Source organism: Enterobacter mori LMG 25706 (genome assembly GCF_000211415.1).
In the GTDB taxonomy this organism is placed as follows: Bacteria; Pseudomonadota; Gammaproteobacteria; order Enterobacterales; family Enterobacteriaceae; genus Enterobacter; species Enterobacter mori.
The window spans coordinates 818,094-833,983 of the sequence record NZ_GL890775.1 but is presented as its reverse complement, the minus strand read 5'-3'; the positions used below and the strand labels follow the sequence as shown (position 1 = coordinate 833,983).

At 57.4% G+C, this 15,890-nt stretch carries 20 protein-coding genes and 1 riboswitch; of the genes, 13 read left to right on the top strand and 7 right to left on the bottom strand.

Annotated features, from left to right (window positions below; genetic code table 11):
• The 6 genes from rutB to rutG form a co-directional block, all read left to right on the top strand.
• A partial coding sequence (rutB, locus tag ENTMO_RS23985; protein WP_010429510.1) for a pyrimidine utilization protein B occupies window positions 1-588 on the top strand: 588 nt, incomplete at its 5' end.
• 11 nt (window positions 589-599) lie between these two features.
• Window positions 600-986 (top strand): pyrimidine utilization protein C, encoded by a 387-nt coding sequence (rutC, locus tag ENTMO_RS0108990; protein ID WP_010429508.1) that lies wholly within the window; start codon window positions 600-602, stop codon window positions 984-986.
• 7 nt (window positions 987-993) lie between these two features.
• On the top strand, window positions 994-1,794 hold the full coding sequence (gene rutD / locus ENTMO_RS0108985; protein ID WP_010429506.1) for a pyrimidine utilization protein D: 801 nt from the start codon (window positions 994-996) through the stop codon (window positions 1,792-1,794).
• Between the two features lie 9 nt (window positions 1,795-1,803).
• Window positions 1,804-2,394 carry a malonic semialdehyde reductase gene (locus ENTMO_RS0108980; protein WP_010429503.1) on the top strand — a complete coding sequence of 197 codons (591 nt, stop codon included), beginning with the start codon at window positions 1,804-1,806 and terminating at the stop codon, window positions 2,392-2,394.
• Between the two features lie 13 nt (window positions 2,395-2,407).
• Complete coding sequence (gene rutF, locus ENTMO_RS0108975; protein ID WP_029485030.1) at window positions 2,408-2,899, top strand: NADH-dependent FMN reductase RutF; 492 nt, start codon at window positions 2,408-2,410, stop codon at window positions 2,897-2,899.
• 21 nt (window positions 2,900-2,920) lie between these two features.
• Entirely contained in the window at window positions 2,921-4,237 is a 1,317-nt protein-coding gene (gene rutG / locus ENTMO_RS0108970; RefSeq protein ID WP_010429495.1) for a pyrimidine utilization transport protein G, read from the top strand.
• Window positions 4,238-4,339: 102 nt separating this feature from the next.
• On the opposite strand, the gene ENTMO_RS0108965 is transcribed toward rutG, so the two are convergent.
• Together ENTMO_RS0108965 and ENTMO_RS0108960 are read right to left on the bottom strand one after the other, a co-directional pair.
• Entirely contained in the window at window positions 4,340-5,260 is a 921-nt protein-coding gene (locus ENTMO_RS0108965) for a DMT family transporter (protein ID WP_010429492.1), read from the bottom strand.
• A gap of 117 nt (window positions 5,261-5,377) precedes the next feature.
• Entirely contained in the window at window positions 5,378-5,548 is a 171-nt protein-coding gene (locus tag ENTMO_RS0108960; protein WP_001273664.1) for a con-10 family general stress protein, read from the bottom strand.
• A gap of 392 nt (window positions 5,549-5,940) precedes the next feature.
• Between ENTMO_RS0108960 and wrbA the strand changes: the two genes are divergently transcribed.
• Window positions 5,941-6,537, top strand: a complete 597-nt coding sequence (gene wrbA, locus ENTMO_RS0108955; protein ID WP_010429487.1) for an NAD(P)H:quinone oxidoreductase — start codon at window positions 5,941-5,943, stop codon at window positions 6,535-6,537.
• 20 nt (window positions 6,538-6,557) lie between these two features.
• Complete coding sequence (locus tag ENTMO_RS0108950; protein ID WP_008499832.1) at window positions 6,558-6,785, top strand: YccJ family protein; 228 nt, start codon at window positions 6,558-6,560, stop codon at window positions 6,783-6,785.
• A 33-nt stretch (window positions 6,786-6,818) separates the two neighbouring features.
• Here the strand turns inward: ENTMO_RS0108950 and agp are convergent, their stop codons facing one another.
• Window positions 6,819-8,060 (bottom strand): bifunctional glucose-1-phosphatase/inositol phosphatase, encoded by a 1,242-nt coding sequence (gene agp / locus ENTMO_RS0108945; RefSeq protein WP_010429482.1) that lies wholly within the window; start codon window positions 8,058-8,060, stop codon window positions 6,819-6,821.
• 151 nt (window positions 8,061-8,211) lie between these two features.
• On the opposite strand from agp, the gene ENTMO_RS0108940 reads away from it, so the two are divergent.
• Window positions 8,212-8,655: a winged helix-turn-helix transcriptional regulator gene (locus tag ENTMO_RS0108940; protein WP_010429478.1), complete on the top strand. Its 444-nt coding sequence runs from the start codon at window positions 8,212-8,214 to the stop codon at window positions 8,653-8,655.
• Window positions 8,656-8,780: 125 nt separating this feature from the next.
• Window positions 8,781-9,575, top strand: a complete 795-nt coding sequence (locus ENTMO_RS0108935; RefSeq protein WP_010429475.1) for an SDR family NAD(P)-dependent oxidoreductase — start codon at window positions 8,781-8,783, stop codon at window positions 9,573-9,575.
• Between the two features lies 1 nt (window position 9,576).
• On the opposite strand, the gene ENTMO_RS0108930 is transcribed toward ENTMO_RS0108935, so the two are convergent.
• Window positions 9,577-9,936, bottom strand: a complete 360-nt coding sequence (locus tag ENTMO_RS0108930) for a winged helix-turn-helix transcriptional regulator (protein WP_010429470.1) — start codon at window positions 9,934-9,936, stop codon at window positions 9,577-9,579.
• Window positions 9,937-10,036: 100 nt separating this feature from the next.
• On the opposite strand from ENTMO_RS0108930, the gene ENTMO_RS0108925 reads away from it, so the two are divergent.
• Window positions 10,037-10,786 (top strand): SDR family oxidoreductase, encoded by a 750-nt coding sequence (locus ENTMO_RS0108925; protein WP_010429467.1) that lies wholly within the window; start codon window positions 10,037-10,039, stop codon window positions 10,784-10,786.
• 1 nt (window position 10,787) lies between these two features.
• Here ENTMO_RS0108925 and ENTMO_RS0108920 read toward each other — a convergent pair whose 3' ends face one another.
• Entirely contained in the window at window positions 10,788-11,291 is a 504-nt protein-coding gene (locus tag ENTMO_RS0108920) for a DedA family protein (protein ID WP_010429464.1), read from the bottom strand.
• Between the two features lie 284 nt (window positions 11,292-11,575).
• A riboswitch (M-box (ykoK) riboswitch) is annotated at window positions 11,576-11,745 on the top strand.
• 60 nt (window positions 11,746-11,805) lie between these two features.
• On the opposite strand from ENTMO_RS0108920, the gene ENTMO_RS0108915 reads away from it, so the two are divergent.
• Window positions 11,806-12,807 carry a magnesium transporter gene (locus ENTMO_RS0108915; protein WP_010429461.1) on the top strand — a complete coding sequence of 334 codons (1,002 nt, stop codon included), beginning with the start codon at window positions 11,806-11,808 and terminating at the stop codon, window positions 12,805-12,807.
• 42 nt (window positions 12,808-12,849) lie between these two features.
• Here ENTMO_RS0108915 and ENTMO_RS0108910 read toward each other — a convergent pair whose 3' ends face one another.
• Window positions 12,850-13,926: a LacI family DNA-binding transcriptional regulator gene (locus ENTMO_RS0108910; protein ID WP_010429458.1), complete on the bottom strand. Its 1,077-nt coding sequence runs from the start codon at window positions 13,924-13,926 to the stop codon at window positions 12,850-12,852.
• 270 nt (window positions 13,927-14,196) lie between these two features.
• On the opposite strand from ENTMO_RS0108910, the gene ENTMO_RS0108905 reads away from it, so the two are divergent.
• Window positions 14,197-15,462, top strand: a complete 1,266-nt coding sequence (locus ENTMO_RS0108905) for a maltoporin (RefSeq protein WP_010429455.1) — start codon at window positions 14,197-14,199, stop codon at window positions 15,460-15,462.
• A 104-nt stretch (window positions 15,463-15,566) separates the two neighbouring features.
• On the opposite strand, the gene ENTMO_RS23980 is transcribed toward ENTMO_RS0108905, so the two are convergent.
• Window positions 15,567-15,809 (bottom strand): glucose PTS transporter subunit EIIB, encoded by a 243-nt coding sequence (locus ENTMO_RS23980; protein ID WP_010429451.1) that lies wholly within the window; start codon window positions 15,807-15,809, stop codon window positions 15,567-15,569.
• Window positions 15,810-15,890 lie beyond the last annotated feature (81 nt).

The window sequence follows — 15,890 nt, the reverse complement described above, 5'->3', positions numbered from 1 at the left end:
TATCTGGACCTGGCAGGGGTCGACGTCTCCGCCACGCAGCCGGTGATCGCGAACATCAAAACCGCCGTCGCCGCCGCGCGCGCCGCGGGGATGCTCATCATCTGGTTCCAGAACGGCTGGGATGACCAGTACGTCGAGGCAGGCGGCCCCGGCTCACCCAACTTCCACAAGTCGAACGCCCTGAAAACCATGCGTAAACGGCCCGAACTGCAGGGCAAGCTGCTGGCGAAAGGCGGATGGGACTATCAGCTGGTGGATGAGCTGGTACCGCAGGCGGGCGATATCGTTCTGCCGAAACCGCGCTACAGCGGCTTTTTCAACACCCCGCTCGACAGCCTGCTGCGCAGCCGTGGCATTCGCCATCTGGTGTTCACCGGGATCGCCACCAACGTCTGCGTAGAGTCGACCCTGCGCGACGGCTTTTTCCTCGAGTATTTTGGCGTGGTGCTGGAAGACGCGACCCACCAGGCCGGGCCGGAATTCGCCCAGAAAGCCGCCCTGTTCAATATCGAAACCTTTTTTGGCTGGGTCAGTAACGTCAATGATTTCTGCGACGCCCTGACTCCCCCGCTCGCCCGTATCGCCTGAGGAGACACCTGATGCCAAAATCCGTAATCATTCCGCCGGGCACCAGCACGCCCATTGCCCCGTTTGTTCCCGGCACCCTCGCCGACGGCGTGGTATATGTCTCCGGCACGCTGCCGTTTGATAAAGACAACAACGTGGTGTTTATCAACGACCCAAAGGCGCAAACTCGCCACGTGCTGGAGACGATCAAAACCGTGATCGAAACGGCGGGTGGCACGATGGAGGATGTGACCTTCAACAGCATCTTTATCACCGACTGGAAAAACTACGCCGCGATTAACGAGATCTACGCCGAGTTCTTCCCCGGCGATAAACCGGCGCGGTTCTGCATTCAGTGCGGGCTGGTGAAGCCCGAGGCGCTGGTTGAAATCGCCACCGTTGCGCACATCGCGAAGTGAGGCTGCCATGAAACTTTCCCTCTCGCCGCCCCCGTTCGAGGGCGCGCCCGTGGTCGTGCTGATTGCCGGACTTGGGGGCAGCGGCAGCTACTGGCTACCCCAGTTCGCCGCGCTGGAAAAGGAGTATCAGGTGGTGTGCTATGACCAGCGAGGGACGGGTAATAACCCGGATACCCTTCCTGAAGGCTATAGCCTGGCGCAGATGGCCGATGAGCTGGCTCAGGCGCTTACGGATGCCGGGATCTTACGCTACACCGTCGTGGGCCACGCGCTGGGCGCGCTGGTCGGCCTGCAGCTGGCGATCGACAAACCCGACGCGGTTTCTGCGCTGGTATGTATTAACGGTTGGCTCACCCTCAATGCCCATACCCGCCGCTGTTTTGACGTTCGCGAACGTCTGCTGCATTCCGGCGGCGCGCAGGCCTGGGTCGAGGCGCAGCCGCTGTTTCTCTACCCGGCGGACTGGATGGCCGCTCGCGCGCCTCGCCTGGAGGCAGAAGAAGCGCTGGCGCTGGCCCATTTCCAGGGTAAAACCAATCTGCTGCGCCGACTAAGTGCACTGAAAAAAGCCGACTTCCGCCGCCATGCCGCGCGCATTCGCTGCCCGGTACACATTATCTGTTCCGCCGACGACATGCTGGTGCCCGCTGTTTGCTCGTCCGAGCTGCAGGCGGCGATCCCACACAGCCACAGCGTGGTGATGCGCCAGGGCGGGCATGCCTGCAACGTCACCGAGCCGGACACCTTTAACACCCTGCTGCTGAACGGGCTTGCCAGCCTGCAGCACAGTCCTGAACCCGTTTTATAAGGAGCTTTAATGAGCGAAGCCATTACGCCCGCCGCGCTGGAAACGCTGTTCACCGGCGCCCGCACCCATAACGGCTGGCTGGATATGCCTGTCAGTGACGAAACGCTGCACGAAATCTACGACCTGATGAAATGGGGGCCAACGTCCGCCAACTGCTCCCCGGCGCGAATTGTGTTTGTGCGAAGCGCAGAGGGAAAAGAGAAGCTGCGCCCGGCGCTCTCCAGCGGCAACCTCGAGAAAACGCTCACCGCCCCGGTCACAGCCATTGTCGCCTGGGACGGTGAATTCTACGAGCGCCTGCCCGAGCTGTTCCCGCACGGCGATGCAAAGAGCTGGTTTACCTCCAGCCCCGCGCATGCGGAAGAGACCGCCTTTCGCAACAGCTCATTGCAGGCTGCCTGGCTGATTTTCGCCTGTCGCGCCCTGGGGCTGGACACTGGCCCGATGTCGGGATTTGACCGGCAAAAGGTCGACGAGACCTTCTTCACCGGCACCACGCTTAAAAGCAATCTGCTGATCAACATTGGCTATGGCGATACAAGCAAACTATACGGGCGCCTGCCGCGTCTGACCTTCGACGATGCCTGCGGGCTGGCGTAAAGGAGCGATCGTCATGACACCGGATAAACAAACCTTTCGCGACGCCATGGCCTGCGTCGGCGCAGCGGTCAATATCATCACCACCGACGGCCCGGCGGGGATGGCAGGCTTCACCGCCAGCGCGGTGTGCAGCGTCACGGATTCACCGCCCACCCTGCTGGTGTGCCTGAACCGCGGGGCGTCCGTCTGGCCAACGTTTAGCGAAAACCGCACCCTTTGCGTGAATACCCTGAGCGCCGGACAGGAGCCGCTGTCCAATCTGTTTGGCGGGAAAACGCCGATGGAGGAACGCTTTGCCGCCGCCCGCTGGCAGACAGGCGACACGGGCTGCCCGCGGCTGGAGGATGCGCTGGCCTCGTTTGACTGCCGCATCAGCCAGGTGGTCAGCGTCGGTACGCACGACATTCTGTTTTGCGACATTGTTTCGATTATTCGCCACCCCGCGCCGCAAGGGCTGGTGTGGTTTGACCGCGGCTACCACGCGCTTATGCGACCCGCCTGTTAACCCGCCTTAAGGAGACAGACCATGTTCGGATTTCCCCACTGGCAGTTGAAATCGACCTCCACAGAAGCAGGCGTGGTCGCGCCGGATGAACGCCTCCCGCTCGGGCAGACGATGGTGATGGGCGTGCAGCACGCGGTTGCCATGTTTGGCGCGACGGTGCTGATGCCGATGCTGATGGGACTCGATCCCAACCTCTCTATTTTGATGTCGGGTATCGGTACCCTGCTGTTCTTCTTTGTTACCGGCGGGCGCGTGCCCAGCTATCTTGGCTCCAGCGCCGCCTTTGTCGGGGTGGTCATCGCCACCACCGGGTTTAACGGCCAGGGGATCAACCCCAACCTGAGCGTGGCCCTCGGCGGCATCATCGCCTGCGGCCTGGTGTATACCCTGATTGGTCTGGTGGTGATGAAAATCGGCACGCGCTGGATAGAGCGAATGATGCCCCCCGTCGTGACGGGCGCCGTGGTGATGGCGATTGGTCTGAACCTCGCACCGATTGCGGTCAGAAGCGTCTCCGCCTCGCCGTTTGAAAGCTGGATGGCGGTGATCACGGTGCTGTGCATCGGCGTGGTGGCGGTGTTTACGCGGGGCATGATCCAGCGTCTGCTGATCCTGGTTGGGCTGATTGTCGCCTGCCTGGTCTACGCCCTGCTGGCGAACGTTTTTGGCCTGGGCAAACCGGTTGATTTTACGCTGCTGCACCAGGCTGCCTGGTTCGGCCTGCCGCAGGTGACCTCACCCACCTTTAACGCTCAGGCGATGATGCTTATCGCACCGGTGGCGGTGATCCTGGTGGCGGAGAACTTAGGTCACCTGAAAGCGGTCGCCGGAATGACCGGGCGCAGTATGGATCCGTACATGGGGCGCGCATTCGTCGGTGACGGGCTGGCGACCATGCTCTCCGGTTCCGTGGGCGGCAGCGGCGTTACCACCTATGCCGAAAACATCGGCGTGATGGCGGTCACCAAAGTCTACTCCACGCTGGTCTTCGTCGCAGCGGCGGTGATGGCGATACTGCTCGGTTTCTCACCGAAGTTCGGCGCGCTGATCCACACTATTCCGTCACCGGTCATCGGCGGCGCATCGATTGTGGTGTTTGGGCTGATCGCCGTGGCCGGGGCGCGCATCTGGGTGCAGCACCGCGTCGATCTCAGCCAGAACAGCAACCTGATTATGGTGGCGGTCACGCTGGTGCTGGGCGCAGGCGACTTCGCCCTGACGCTTGGCGGATTCACGATTGGCGGGATTGGCACGGCGACCTTTGGGGCAATTCTGCTTAATGCCCTGCTGAGCCGCCGCAAAGGGGATGAAGCGCAAGCGGAAGCCATCACCCCCTGAACCTGAAATTGCCGGGTGACGCTACGCTTACCCGGCCTACATGGCAATTGCAGGCCCGTGCAAGGGAAGCGCCGCCGGGCAAAACGGGCAGCGTGCGCGTTGTTAGCTATCAGCCCCTTGTTCAGTGCCTAACCCGGCAATCGACTTACGTCGTTTTTTTAACTTTAACTCGCTCACCAGCACCCCGGCGACAATAAATGCCGCGCCCACCAGGGCCAGCAGCGGCAGACGCTCCCCGGCCAGCCGCCCGAAAATGCCCGCCCAGACCGGTTCTCCGGTATAAATCACCGTCGCACGGGTTGGCGATACGCTGCGCTGCGCCCAGTTCATGGTGACCTGAATAATGGCGCTGAAGATACCCAGCCCCAGTGCGACCACAACCAGCCCGGTGGACATCGGCGGTACGGACTCCCCTGCCGGAACCATCGTCGCAAAGGCCACCAGCGACGCCGTGGCGAGCTGCACCACCGTCACCCGTTTGACGTCGACTTCACCCGCCCAGGCGCTAATCAGAATAATTTCCGCCGCAATGGCAATCGCCCCAATCAGGGTGATGATTTCGCCCGGCCCCAGCGCCAGCAGGTTGTTTTCCGGCCCGGCCAGTAAGATCAGACCGATAAACGCCAGTACAATGCCAATACAGGACATCAGGCCCGGAATTCTGCCGAGACAGAGCCACTGCAATAGCGGCACCAGCGGCACATACATGGCGGTAATAAACGCGGATTTGCTGCTGGAGATAGTCTGTAAACCCCACGTCTGCAGGCTGTAGCCCATCGCTATCGCAACACCAATCGCCACGCCGGCCTTAAGCTCTTTAAGCGTCAGCCCCCGCAGCGTTTTAAGCGAAATCAGCCCTACGGCAAGCGCCGCCGTCGCAAAGCGCAGGCCAACAAAAAAGAACGGATCGCTGAGGGTCACCGCGTACTGAACGGCCAGGAACGTCCCGCCCCAGAACATGGTGATGAGAATGAGGATGGCTTCCTGCGGTTTTACGGAGAATTTGAAGCGTGAGACAGACATGCGGCACTCGCAATTAAAATCAATTCTCTAGTGTGCGTTGCCTTTGGTTACAGTTCAATGTTGCAGAAATAAAAAAACCGCCGGGAAATCCCGGCGGCAGGGATTCAACCCGGCGTGTTACTTATTGCTGCCGTGGCTGTTTTTGCCCCCTTTTTTACCAGCCTCTGATGCGCGCTGAGGGTCATTTTTGAAGTTACCCCCGCTGGACTGGCCACCTTTACGACCTGCTTCTGATGCTCTTTCACGGTCTTCAGCGAAATTACCTGAACCACCACGATGGTTTGCCATCTCTAACCTCCAGAGTGTGAAACATTAGACATCATATTGCATTCAGTAAAAGAGGATTCTTTCACCTCGCGACTCAAGGACAGTACCTTTATCTGTGCCGCGTGAAACTAAGCTTAGTGGAATGCGACTTTCCAGCAAGCCAGAGGTAATATTCTGCAACATGATCTCAGTCTTTTGGGTGAGACGACGCGACGATGACTCATAAGCCTTTCTTATCATTTCAAAATTCGACTGAGAGAAAGTTGTTTCATTTTGCTACAAAGCCATTTTTGTAACCATATTGTTATAAATCAAAGAAATGCCGTTCATTTTTGCAGTCTGGCTGTGATGGCATATCTTTAAAAGAACACAGCGATCCGCTGTCAGAAAAAACAAACGAGGAGTGAAGCAAAATGGCAAAAGTTCTGGTGCTCTATTATTCCATGTATGGACACATTGAAACCATGGCTCACGCGGTAGCAGAAGGTGCAAACAGGGTTGATGGCGTGGAGGTTGTGGTGAAACGCGTACCGGAAACCATGCAGGCGGAAGCCTTCGCGAAAGCCGGGGGGAAAACGCAAAACGCCCCGGTCGCCACCCCGCAGGAGCTGGCAGATTATGATGCCATTATCTTCGGCACCCCAACCCGCTTCGGCAATATGTCGGGTCAGATGCGCACCTTCCTCGATCAAACCGGCGGACTTTGGGCATCCGGGGCGCTCTACGGCAAACTCGCCAGCGTTTTCAGCTCTACCGGCACCGGCGGCGGTCAGGAGCAGACGATTACCTCAACCTGGACTACCCTTGCTCATCATGGGATGGTGATTGTGCCGATTGGCTACGGCGCGCAGGAGCTGTTTGACGTTTCCCAGGTGCGCGGCGGTACGCCTTACGGTGCAACCACCATTGCCGGTGGGGACGGTTCACGCCAGCCAAGCAATGAAGAACTGGCTATCGCCCGCTATCAGGGTGAACACGTCGCGGGTCTGGCCAAAAAACTGAACGGCTAACACCCAACAGGAGGACAAGCATGCCAACTCAAGAATCCAAAGCTCACCACGTGGGCGAATGGGCAAGTTTACGCAATACCTCTCCGGAGATTGCCGAAGCTATCTTTGAAGTCGCGAAATACGATGAAAAGCTGGCCGAGCAGATTTGGGAGGAAGGTAATGATGAGGTGCTGGTGCGCGCCTTCGAAAAAACGGATAAAGACTCGCTCTTCTGGGGTGAGCAAACCATCGAACGTAAAAACGTCTAAGCGTTTCCCCCCGCCGCAGCGGGGGGTTCTCTTTTACTTCGCCGCGTTATTCATGACCGCATTGAATTTATCGACAGGGCAGAAGCCGTTCGCATCCACCGGACAGTCTTTCAGCTCCAGCGTCACGCGCTGCGCAGGCGACTGCAGCGACAGCACGCTGGCGTTACGCAGCTGCTCTGAGCTCTGGTAGACATACTCAATTTTCATCAGCTCGCGGTTGGCATTTTTGTCATGCCAGCGCTGGAAGACAATCTTGCCGCCAATCGGGGTACGTTCCTGCTGATCGTGCAGCTGATACGGTTTGAAATCCAGGGCGGTGAGCAGGGAAGCAATGTTCGAATCATGCCCCACCAGCAGTGTGATCTTAGGCGCTTTCGCCTGCTCGGTGACCAGGGTTTTATCAATGTACTTCACCAGCGGCTTCGCCACGTTTTGCGCCACCTCGGTGGAGGTAAACAGCGAGTCCTGATAGCCGTTCTTCAGCTTCGACAGCACGCGCCACTGCTGGTCAGTCTTAATTTCGCCCCAGGCCACCTGGTCGGCCGGGAAGCCTTCGTAATACTGCAGCGTAAACGCATCCACCAGCGAGTTACCCACCTTCAGCGGCCCGGATACGCCTGGCTCTTTTTCATAGTCGGCGCTGAAGGTGTCTTTCGCGTCTGCCAGCGAGCAGACCTTTTTCTCTTTGCAGGACGGGGAATCCGCGTAGTTCGTCATCTGCTCCAGCAGCTTATAGCTTTCGCCAAGCTGCATTTTCTGCCGTTCCGTCTCCATCGCCTTCAGCGCTTTTTCACGGAATTCCGGCGAGTTATCGGTAATCACCGGGTTAAAGGTCGGATCCATGGTGCCCATTTTTTCCTGATGGTGCACGGGAACGTCGCAGCCCGGGAACGCGCCGGTGATAAAGAATTGCGCGGTGGCGACGGTGCGCTGCAGGCTGTTGGCATAGGCATAAACGCTATCCGCTGGAGGGCATTCTCCGGTGGTTACCATTCCCTGCTGCGCCAGCCACTCGCGCATGTAATGACCCATATAGACTTCCAGCACGCCACCCTTGGTGGTGAGCTGACCGCCCGGCACTTCCCACTCCGGCCACTGCTTCGGCGTGGACTGCTCCAGCACGCTGCCGTTATTGGCGAGCGGCGCGCGCAGGTTGTGACGGCTCATGATTAAAACTTGCTCCAGCTGATATCCGTCTGGCGTCTCCTGCGCCTGTGCGCCAAAGGTCACTGAAAGGGTACCTGCGACTGCAACTGCGAGTAGTGCTTTTCTCATCCCTTATTCCTCACGCGTTTTATTGTTGCGGCGAGTGTGACACATTCGTGACAGCTTTTTCGGGAAGCATTTCTCAAAGTGATGATTAACGTGCTTACGGTGTGTGCCAATTAGTTTTATAATAAAACCACACCCTACCGGAGAATTGACCGTGAAACGTACCCGCCTTGAAGAGAGCACCTGCCCCGTCGCCCGTTCGCTGGATATCATCGGCGACTGGTGGTCGCTGCTGATCGTGCGCGACGCGCTGCGCGGGATTAAACGCTTCGGCGAGTTCCAGAAAAGCCTCGGTATCGCGAAAAACATGCTGACCATGCGACTGAAGCTGCTGGTCGACGAAGGCATTCTTACGCTTCAGCCCGCGTCCGACGGCAGCGCCTGGCAGGAGTATGTCCTGACCGATAAAGGTCGCGCCCTGCAAACGGTGCTGGTTGCTCTGTCCCAGTGGGGGAATGAATTTTTGTTTGCTGAAAACGAATGCGGCACTGTGCTGGTCGATAGCGAACAGCGCAAACCCCTGCGCAGGCTGGCGCTTATTGCCGACGATGGGCGCGAACTGACGCCAGAAGAGATCGTGGCTAAACTCCCCTCCTGATCGTTCCCGACGACAAAAGCACAAAATGCCCACCAAAATGGTTGCATTATAAAACCAAATGACAGAGAGTAAATTAAGTTTCATCTTGAAACCAAATAACCCACTTTGCCTTGAGGTAACACACGATGACTACGCAAATCGCCACCGCCCTGATTACGGGCGCCTCTTCCGGGATTGGTGCCGTCTATGCTGACCGTCTTGCCGCGCGCGGTGCTAACCTGGTGCTGGTTGCCCGCCGCGAGGATCGCCTGAAAACCCTCGCTGCCGACCTGCGCGCGCGCTATGGCGTGGGCGTCGATATTCTGGTGGCCGATCTCACCGACGAGACCGGGATCCGCGCCGTGGAAGAGGAGCTGCGCAGCAATACCGCCATTGACACGCTTATTAACAACGCGGGCACCGCCCAGATGGCGCCGTTCCTCGCAGGTGACGTGGCGCAGCATCAGGCCATTAACACCCTGAATACCACGGCGCTGATGCGTCTGACCTACGCCATCCTGCCCCGACTGGCGCAGAACAATCGCGGCACGCTGATCAATATCGCGTCGGTGCTGGCCCTGCACGTGCGGGCGGGCAGCGCGCTCTACAGCGCCACCAAGGCGTGGGTACTGAGCTTTACCCGTGGGCTACAGGAAGAGTTTGCCGAGAGCAATGTGCGCATTCAGGCCGTGCTGCCCGCCGCCACGGCGACAGAAATCTGGAGCCATTCAGGCGTCACGGTGAACGATCTGCCGGAAGGATCGGTGATGACCACCGACGATATGGTCGATGCGTCGCTGGCAGGTCTGGATCAGGGCGAACCGATCACCATCCCGCCGATGCATGACGCAGGCCTGTGGGAGCGCTACGAAGCGGCGCGCCTTGAGCTGTTCAACAGCGCGCGCACCGGCATTCCGGCACCGCGCTACGTGAAACGCTAGCCTAACGCTCCAGCTGGTCGCCGTATTCGCTCACCCAGGCGGCCAGCGGAGAAAGCGCACCCTGAAGGGTTAACCCCAGGTCGGTTATCTGATACTCCACGCGCGGCGGGATCTCCGGATAGACCGTCCGCGTCACCAGCCCGCGCTGTTCAAACAGGCGGAGCTGTTTGGTCAGCTCTTTTTGGGTGATGGGCGCGGCCGCCCTCAGCAGTTCGCCAAACCGCACGGGCGTATTGAGGATAATCAGGCGATAGAGGATCGGGATCGCCCATTTACCGGAAATCAGGTTCACAAACTGCGTCATTGGGCAGGTGTAAACCTCAGATTTTTTTTCGCATGACACGTCCTGCATTTCTGCCATAGCACACCTCTTGCCGCTTTAGTATCCATTTGGTACCTGGTTTCCTTTCTATACTAACGTTTCTATAGTGCTTTCTCCAGTGACATTTCAGGAGAAGAACATGGGTCGTTTAACAGATAAATATACGTTGATTACCGGCGGCACTAGCGGCATCGGTCTTGCCACCGCGCAGGCGTTTATCGCCGAAGGCGCGCGCGTCGCCGTGACCGGACGCAACCCGGACACCCTCGCCGAAGCAGAACGTATTCTTGGCGATAAGGCCTGGGTGATCCCGACCGATGCGGGAGATATCACGTCGCAAAAAGCGCTGGCGAACACTCTCGCCGCTCGCTGGCCGCGCCTCGACGCGGTGTTTCTCAACGCTGGCGACGTGACGCACGCGCCGCTGGAAGTCTGGCAGGAGGATGCCTGGGACCGCCTGATGGGCATCAACCTGAAGGGACCGTTCTTTTTAATTCAGGCGCTGCTGCCGCTGCTGAATAACCCATCGTCGGTTATCCTCTGCGGCTCCGTGAGCGCGCGCATCGGCCTGCCCACCAGCAGCGTGTATGCCGCGAGCAAGGCCGCCCTGCTGTCTCTGGCGCGTACGCTGTCGGCGGAGCTGCTGCCGCGCGGGATCCGCGTCAACGGCCTGAGCCCCGGTCCGGTGGAAACCCCGGCGTTTACGAAGACGGGCCTAAGCGATGAGGCGCTTAACGCGATGATGGCAGAGGTCATCAAGCTGGTCCCGCTCGGCAGAATGGGCTCGACGACGGAGCTGGCAAAAGCCGCGCTCTATCTGGCGTCCAACGAGTCGAGCTATACGGTAGGAACGGAGCTGCTGGTGGACGGCGGAATGGGAAGTTTGTAACTCAAAAGGCGCTGATGCCGGTGACCGCGCCGACGTACAGCGCCGCCCATACGCAGGCGGAAAGCAGGCTGACGGCGTAGACCTTGACTGCATTCAGACTGAGCATCCCCGCCGCCAGCGGTACGATGTAGCGCAGGACCGCCAGAAAGCGCGACGTAAACAGCACGATGACACCGTTCTTTTGCAGCTGGTGTTGTACCCGCAAGAACTTATCGGCGTGCTTCGACGTGAAACGCGTGACCAGCCGGGTATGCCCCATCAGCTGGCCGATATGGTAGTTCAGCACCGACCCCGCCGTTGCCCCCATCACCACGGCAAGCCACGCCAGCGCAGGATGCATGCTCCCCTGGCCGACGCTGATGCCCGCCAGCAGCATCACCGAGGCGGGCGGCAGCACGGAGGAGACCAGCACCGTGGATTTACTCAACGCCATCACGAATAACAGCGCGAACAGATGTGCCGGGTAGAGCGCAAAATGATCCAACAACGTATCAAACCACGCCATTTACCCTTCCCCCACGAATTATGTCATCCTCCATTTAAAATGAATAAACTTAAATAAACCCTCAACGTTTAATTAATAAAACTCTCCTAAACCATTCTTAAACATTATTTAATTTTCTGAGCGGCAAAATGAAATAAGCGTATTATCCCTCTCGTTTTATACCCAAAATAATTCGAGTTGCAGGAAGGCGGCAAGGGAACGAATCCCCGGGAGCGTACATAAGTACGTGACTGGGGTGAGTGAGTGCAGCCAACGCACCTGCAACTAGAAGTATGACGGGTATACAACGATCTCGTTATGGCGAGGCTCCTGTACAAATACACGTTATCGCTCTGGTGGGTTCGAGAGAACCGGCACAGGGTAAAACAGGCACTGTCGAATCAAGGCTTTGTCAGTATAACTTCCCTTACGGGATACGGTGTACAGTGCTGAACCCAGGACGTGGGGATCTCCTCTTCGACATGCCCTGTCTTGCTCGCCCCTGAGAGATGTTATTATTCAAAGGGAATTCACTATGTCTTACGCTATTCACAACCAAAATCTGGCATTCAATGACAGCGCGATCGCGCAATATATGAATACTGACTTTATCGTCCTTGATATTTCATTATGCGTGGCACTGGCGCGCGAGCAATTCTTCGAAAAATTAAAAGACGACGATATTCCGTCGCATATTTTTATTGAAGATAACGGTCGCCTCGCGGGCATGATTGCCGTGCGCAAACTCCTGCAGACTACCGATACGCTGCAGTCCGTTAAGGCGCTGATGATTACGGAATTTATTCAGGTTAAACCCGAAGATGAACGTGCGGACGTGGCAGGCGTGCTGGCCCACGCCGGGGCGGATGTGGTGCCCGTGGTCACCCACGGCAAGCTCGTCGGCTGCCTGACCGAGCGCGAGATCGCCCATCTGCTGGAAGATGACGTCACCGAAGATGCTCAGCTTCAGGGTGCAACGCTGCCGCTGGAAAAGCCGTATCTGGAAACCAGCGCCTTTAGCCTGTGGAAAAAACGCTCCGTCTGGCTGCTGCTGCTGTTTGTCGCGGAAGCGTATACCAGCTCGGTGATCCAGCACTTCGAGGAGGCGCTGGAGTCCGCCATTGCGCTGGCGTTCTTTATTCCGCTGCTGATTGGCACGGGCGGCAACAGCGGGACGCAGATCACCTCCACGCTGGTGCGCGCGATGGCGCTGGGGGAAGTCCACCTTCGCGACGTCGGGCGCGTGCTGCGTAAAGAGATGACCACCTCGCTGATGATTGCCGCCACACTCGGTATCGCCGGGTGTATCCGCGCCTGGATGATGGGTATCGGCCTGGAGATCACGCTTATCGTCAGCCTGACGCTGGTGTGTATCACGCTCTGGAGCGCGATTGTGTCGTCCGTGATCCCGATGGTGCTCAAGCGCTGCCGGATCGACCCTGCCGTGGTGTCCGCGCCGTTTATCGCCACACTGATTGACGGGACCGGGCTGATTATCTACTTCAAAATTGCCCAGTACACGCTGGGGCTAGAGTAAGCTTGCGAGCACCTCATTCACGTGATTGAGGTGCTCACTTCGCTACGCATCGCCGAGCTGATGCGCGATCTCACGCAACTGCTGGGCAAGCGCCTGCAGGTTTTTCCCCTTTTCCCCTTTTGGCCCGGTGGACTGACGCACCACCAGACGGGCAGGTAAAATCGAGGACATGCGCTGGGCATTCTCTTCACCGCTGTCGAGAATACGGCGCACCGCCTCTTTACCCTGCAGATCTAAATCCAGCGATACCGTCGTCAGCGCCGGGTAGAAGAACGAGCTTTCATAGGTGTCATCGTAGCCAATCACCGACTTCTCGCCCGGAATTGAAATCTGCTGCTGATGGAACGCGCTCAGCACGCCGAGCGCCATCTGGTCGTTAGCCACCAGCACGGCGGTAAACTGCGCCGTCTCCCGCAGCATTTGCAACGCTCCCGAATAACCGCTTTGCGCATCCCAGTTGCCGCGAATGACCGATGCTGGCTCCAGGCCGTAGCCCTTCAGGGTCTCGATCCAGCTTTTCAGCCTCAGCTGCGCCGAGACGGAAGACGTCGGCCCCGCCAGCAGGGCAATGTCGCGATGCCCCAGTTCGTAAAGATATTTGACGCTGGCGCGGGTGCCGTCCGCCGGGTTAAACGAAACGTTAAACACGGAACTGTACGGGTCCACGTCGAGGAACAGGCAGACAATGTCATCGTTGTCGGTGGCGATTTTCTGCGCCGCTTCAGCCTCCAGAGGCACGTTGATGATCACTTTGCTCACCAGCTGGGATTTCAGCTCGTTGATGGAATCCTGGATGCTGTGGTTGACGTTCTCATCAATCATTGAGATCAGTACCTGGTAGCCTTCCACATTGGCATAGCGTTTCACCGCCGCCGCAACCTGCGAAGGCGCGTGCAGCGCCAGCGAAATGGTCACCAGTCCAACGGTCTGGCTCTGCTTGCCTACCAGCTGCTGAGCCAGTCGGTTGGGTACATACCGCAATAACTCTATGGATTTCTCCACCTTGCTGCGCGTGGCGTCGGATACATTGGCAGACTTATTCAGTACCCTGGACACGGTCTGATAGGAGACGCCCGCATGGCGTGCCACGTCCTCTAACGTTGCGCTTTTCGACTTCATGGTCCGGTTCCTTATGTTGTTATGCGCTGATTGTAACAGGGGTGCTGAAAAAAAACGCTTACCACCCTCTCGCTTGCGGGCATAACATCATCAAAAAGTATGACGCTCACAATGCCATATTTTGTGTTCAATCTCATTACTCGTAACAAAATTGTCTATTTTATTTGCAGTTAATCACACATTTCAGATCGTGCAATTGCCAGCCAACGGGTTTAGGCATTTTATGACAGCGGATTTGTGAACGTATTACAAAACAATAAGAGGGTTACAATGAACACGACGATCCGCTCTGTATCTGTTGCGTTGGCTGCCGCGCTGGCATCGCCTTCGCTGTTTGCAGCGTCTTCAGTACCGATTGATTTTCATGGATATCTTCGCTCCGGCGTGGGCGTCTCACGGGATGGTGGGATGGAGGAGTGGCAAAAAAACAAAATTGGCCGTCTGGGTAACGAGGCCGACACCTACGGCGAACTGGAGCTAGGCTCCGAGGTATACAAAAAGAACGACGTCAGTTTCTATCTCGACAGCATGGTGAGCATGGTATCAGACGGCTCCAACGACAATGAAACCACCTTAGATGACGATGCCCAGTTCGGCCTGCGCCAGCTTAACCTGCAGATCAAGGGGCTGATCCCCGGAGATCCCAATGCGGTAATTTGGGGCGGTAAGCGCTACTACCAGCGCCATGACCTGCACATCATTGATACCAAATACTGGAATATTTCCGGCTCCGGTGCGGGTATCGAGAACTACACGCTTGGCCCGGGCGCAGTCTCCGTTGCGTGGATCCGCGGCGATGCTAACGACGTGGACTACCGCGTGGATGGCGACAGCGACGTTAACATCAACTACATTGACCTTCGCTATGCGGGCTGGAAGCCGTGGGCGGGCGCGTGGACGGAAGTGGGTATTGATTACGCCATGCCAAACCCGACCAACAAGCAAAAAGAGTACGGCGGGCTGTACGAGGCCGATAACGGCGTGATGGTCACCGGTGAGATCAGCCAGGATATGTTTGGCGGCTATAACAAGCTGGTGCTGCAGTACGCCAATAAAGGTCTGGCCCAGAACATGGTTTCACAGGGTGGGGGCTGGTACGACATGTGGAACTACGTGAACGACGCCACCGGCTACCGCGTGATTAACACCGGCTTAATTCCGATTACCGACAAGTTCTCCTTTAACCACGTCCTGACATGGGGCTCGGCAGACGACACCACGCAGTATACGGACAAATCACGCCTGGTATCGCTGGTGGGGCGCGCACAGTATCAGTTCACCGAGTACGTGCGTCTGATTGGCGAAGTGGGCGGATTCTACCAGGAAGATACTTACACCGACGGCACTAAGTACAAGCAGAGCGGCGAGAAGTACACCCTCGCGCTGGGCCTGGCAGACGGTCCTGAGTTTATGTCACGTCCTGAACTGCGCGTGTTCGCCTCCTATCTGAATGACTCCGAAAAAGGGCAATCCTTCGAGGATGGCACGGCCAACAATACCTGGAACTTTGGTGTGCAGGTCGAGGCCTGGTGGTAAGTCTTAATTCATAATTTGCGTTAATCGTTATCGTATCTCCAGCAACCTGCAGTCTATTTTACTGCTTCGGGATAGCCATTACTTTGGCTATCCCTTTTTTATATTTACTGATTAAAATGTTCGTCTAATAATTTCCGTAATGTATCAGACTGCCTGCCGAATATAGCGTGCACCTGCTGACCGATAATAATCACCCCCAGCGCCCCCTCATTCTGTAACGCCTGTGAATCGACCTTATTTAAATCTTTTACCGTCACGCGCAGGCGGGTAATACAGGCTTCGACGTGCTCGATATTATCGTCGCCGCCAAATGCAGGAATTAAATGCTGAGTAATTTGACTGTCCATAATACGCCTCTCTGTTATGCAGATAAAAAAATGCCTGCTCGGGGAGCAGGCGTTTTGTGCCTTTTTTGCCCGGGTGGTGCA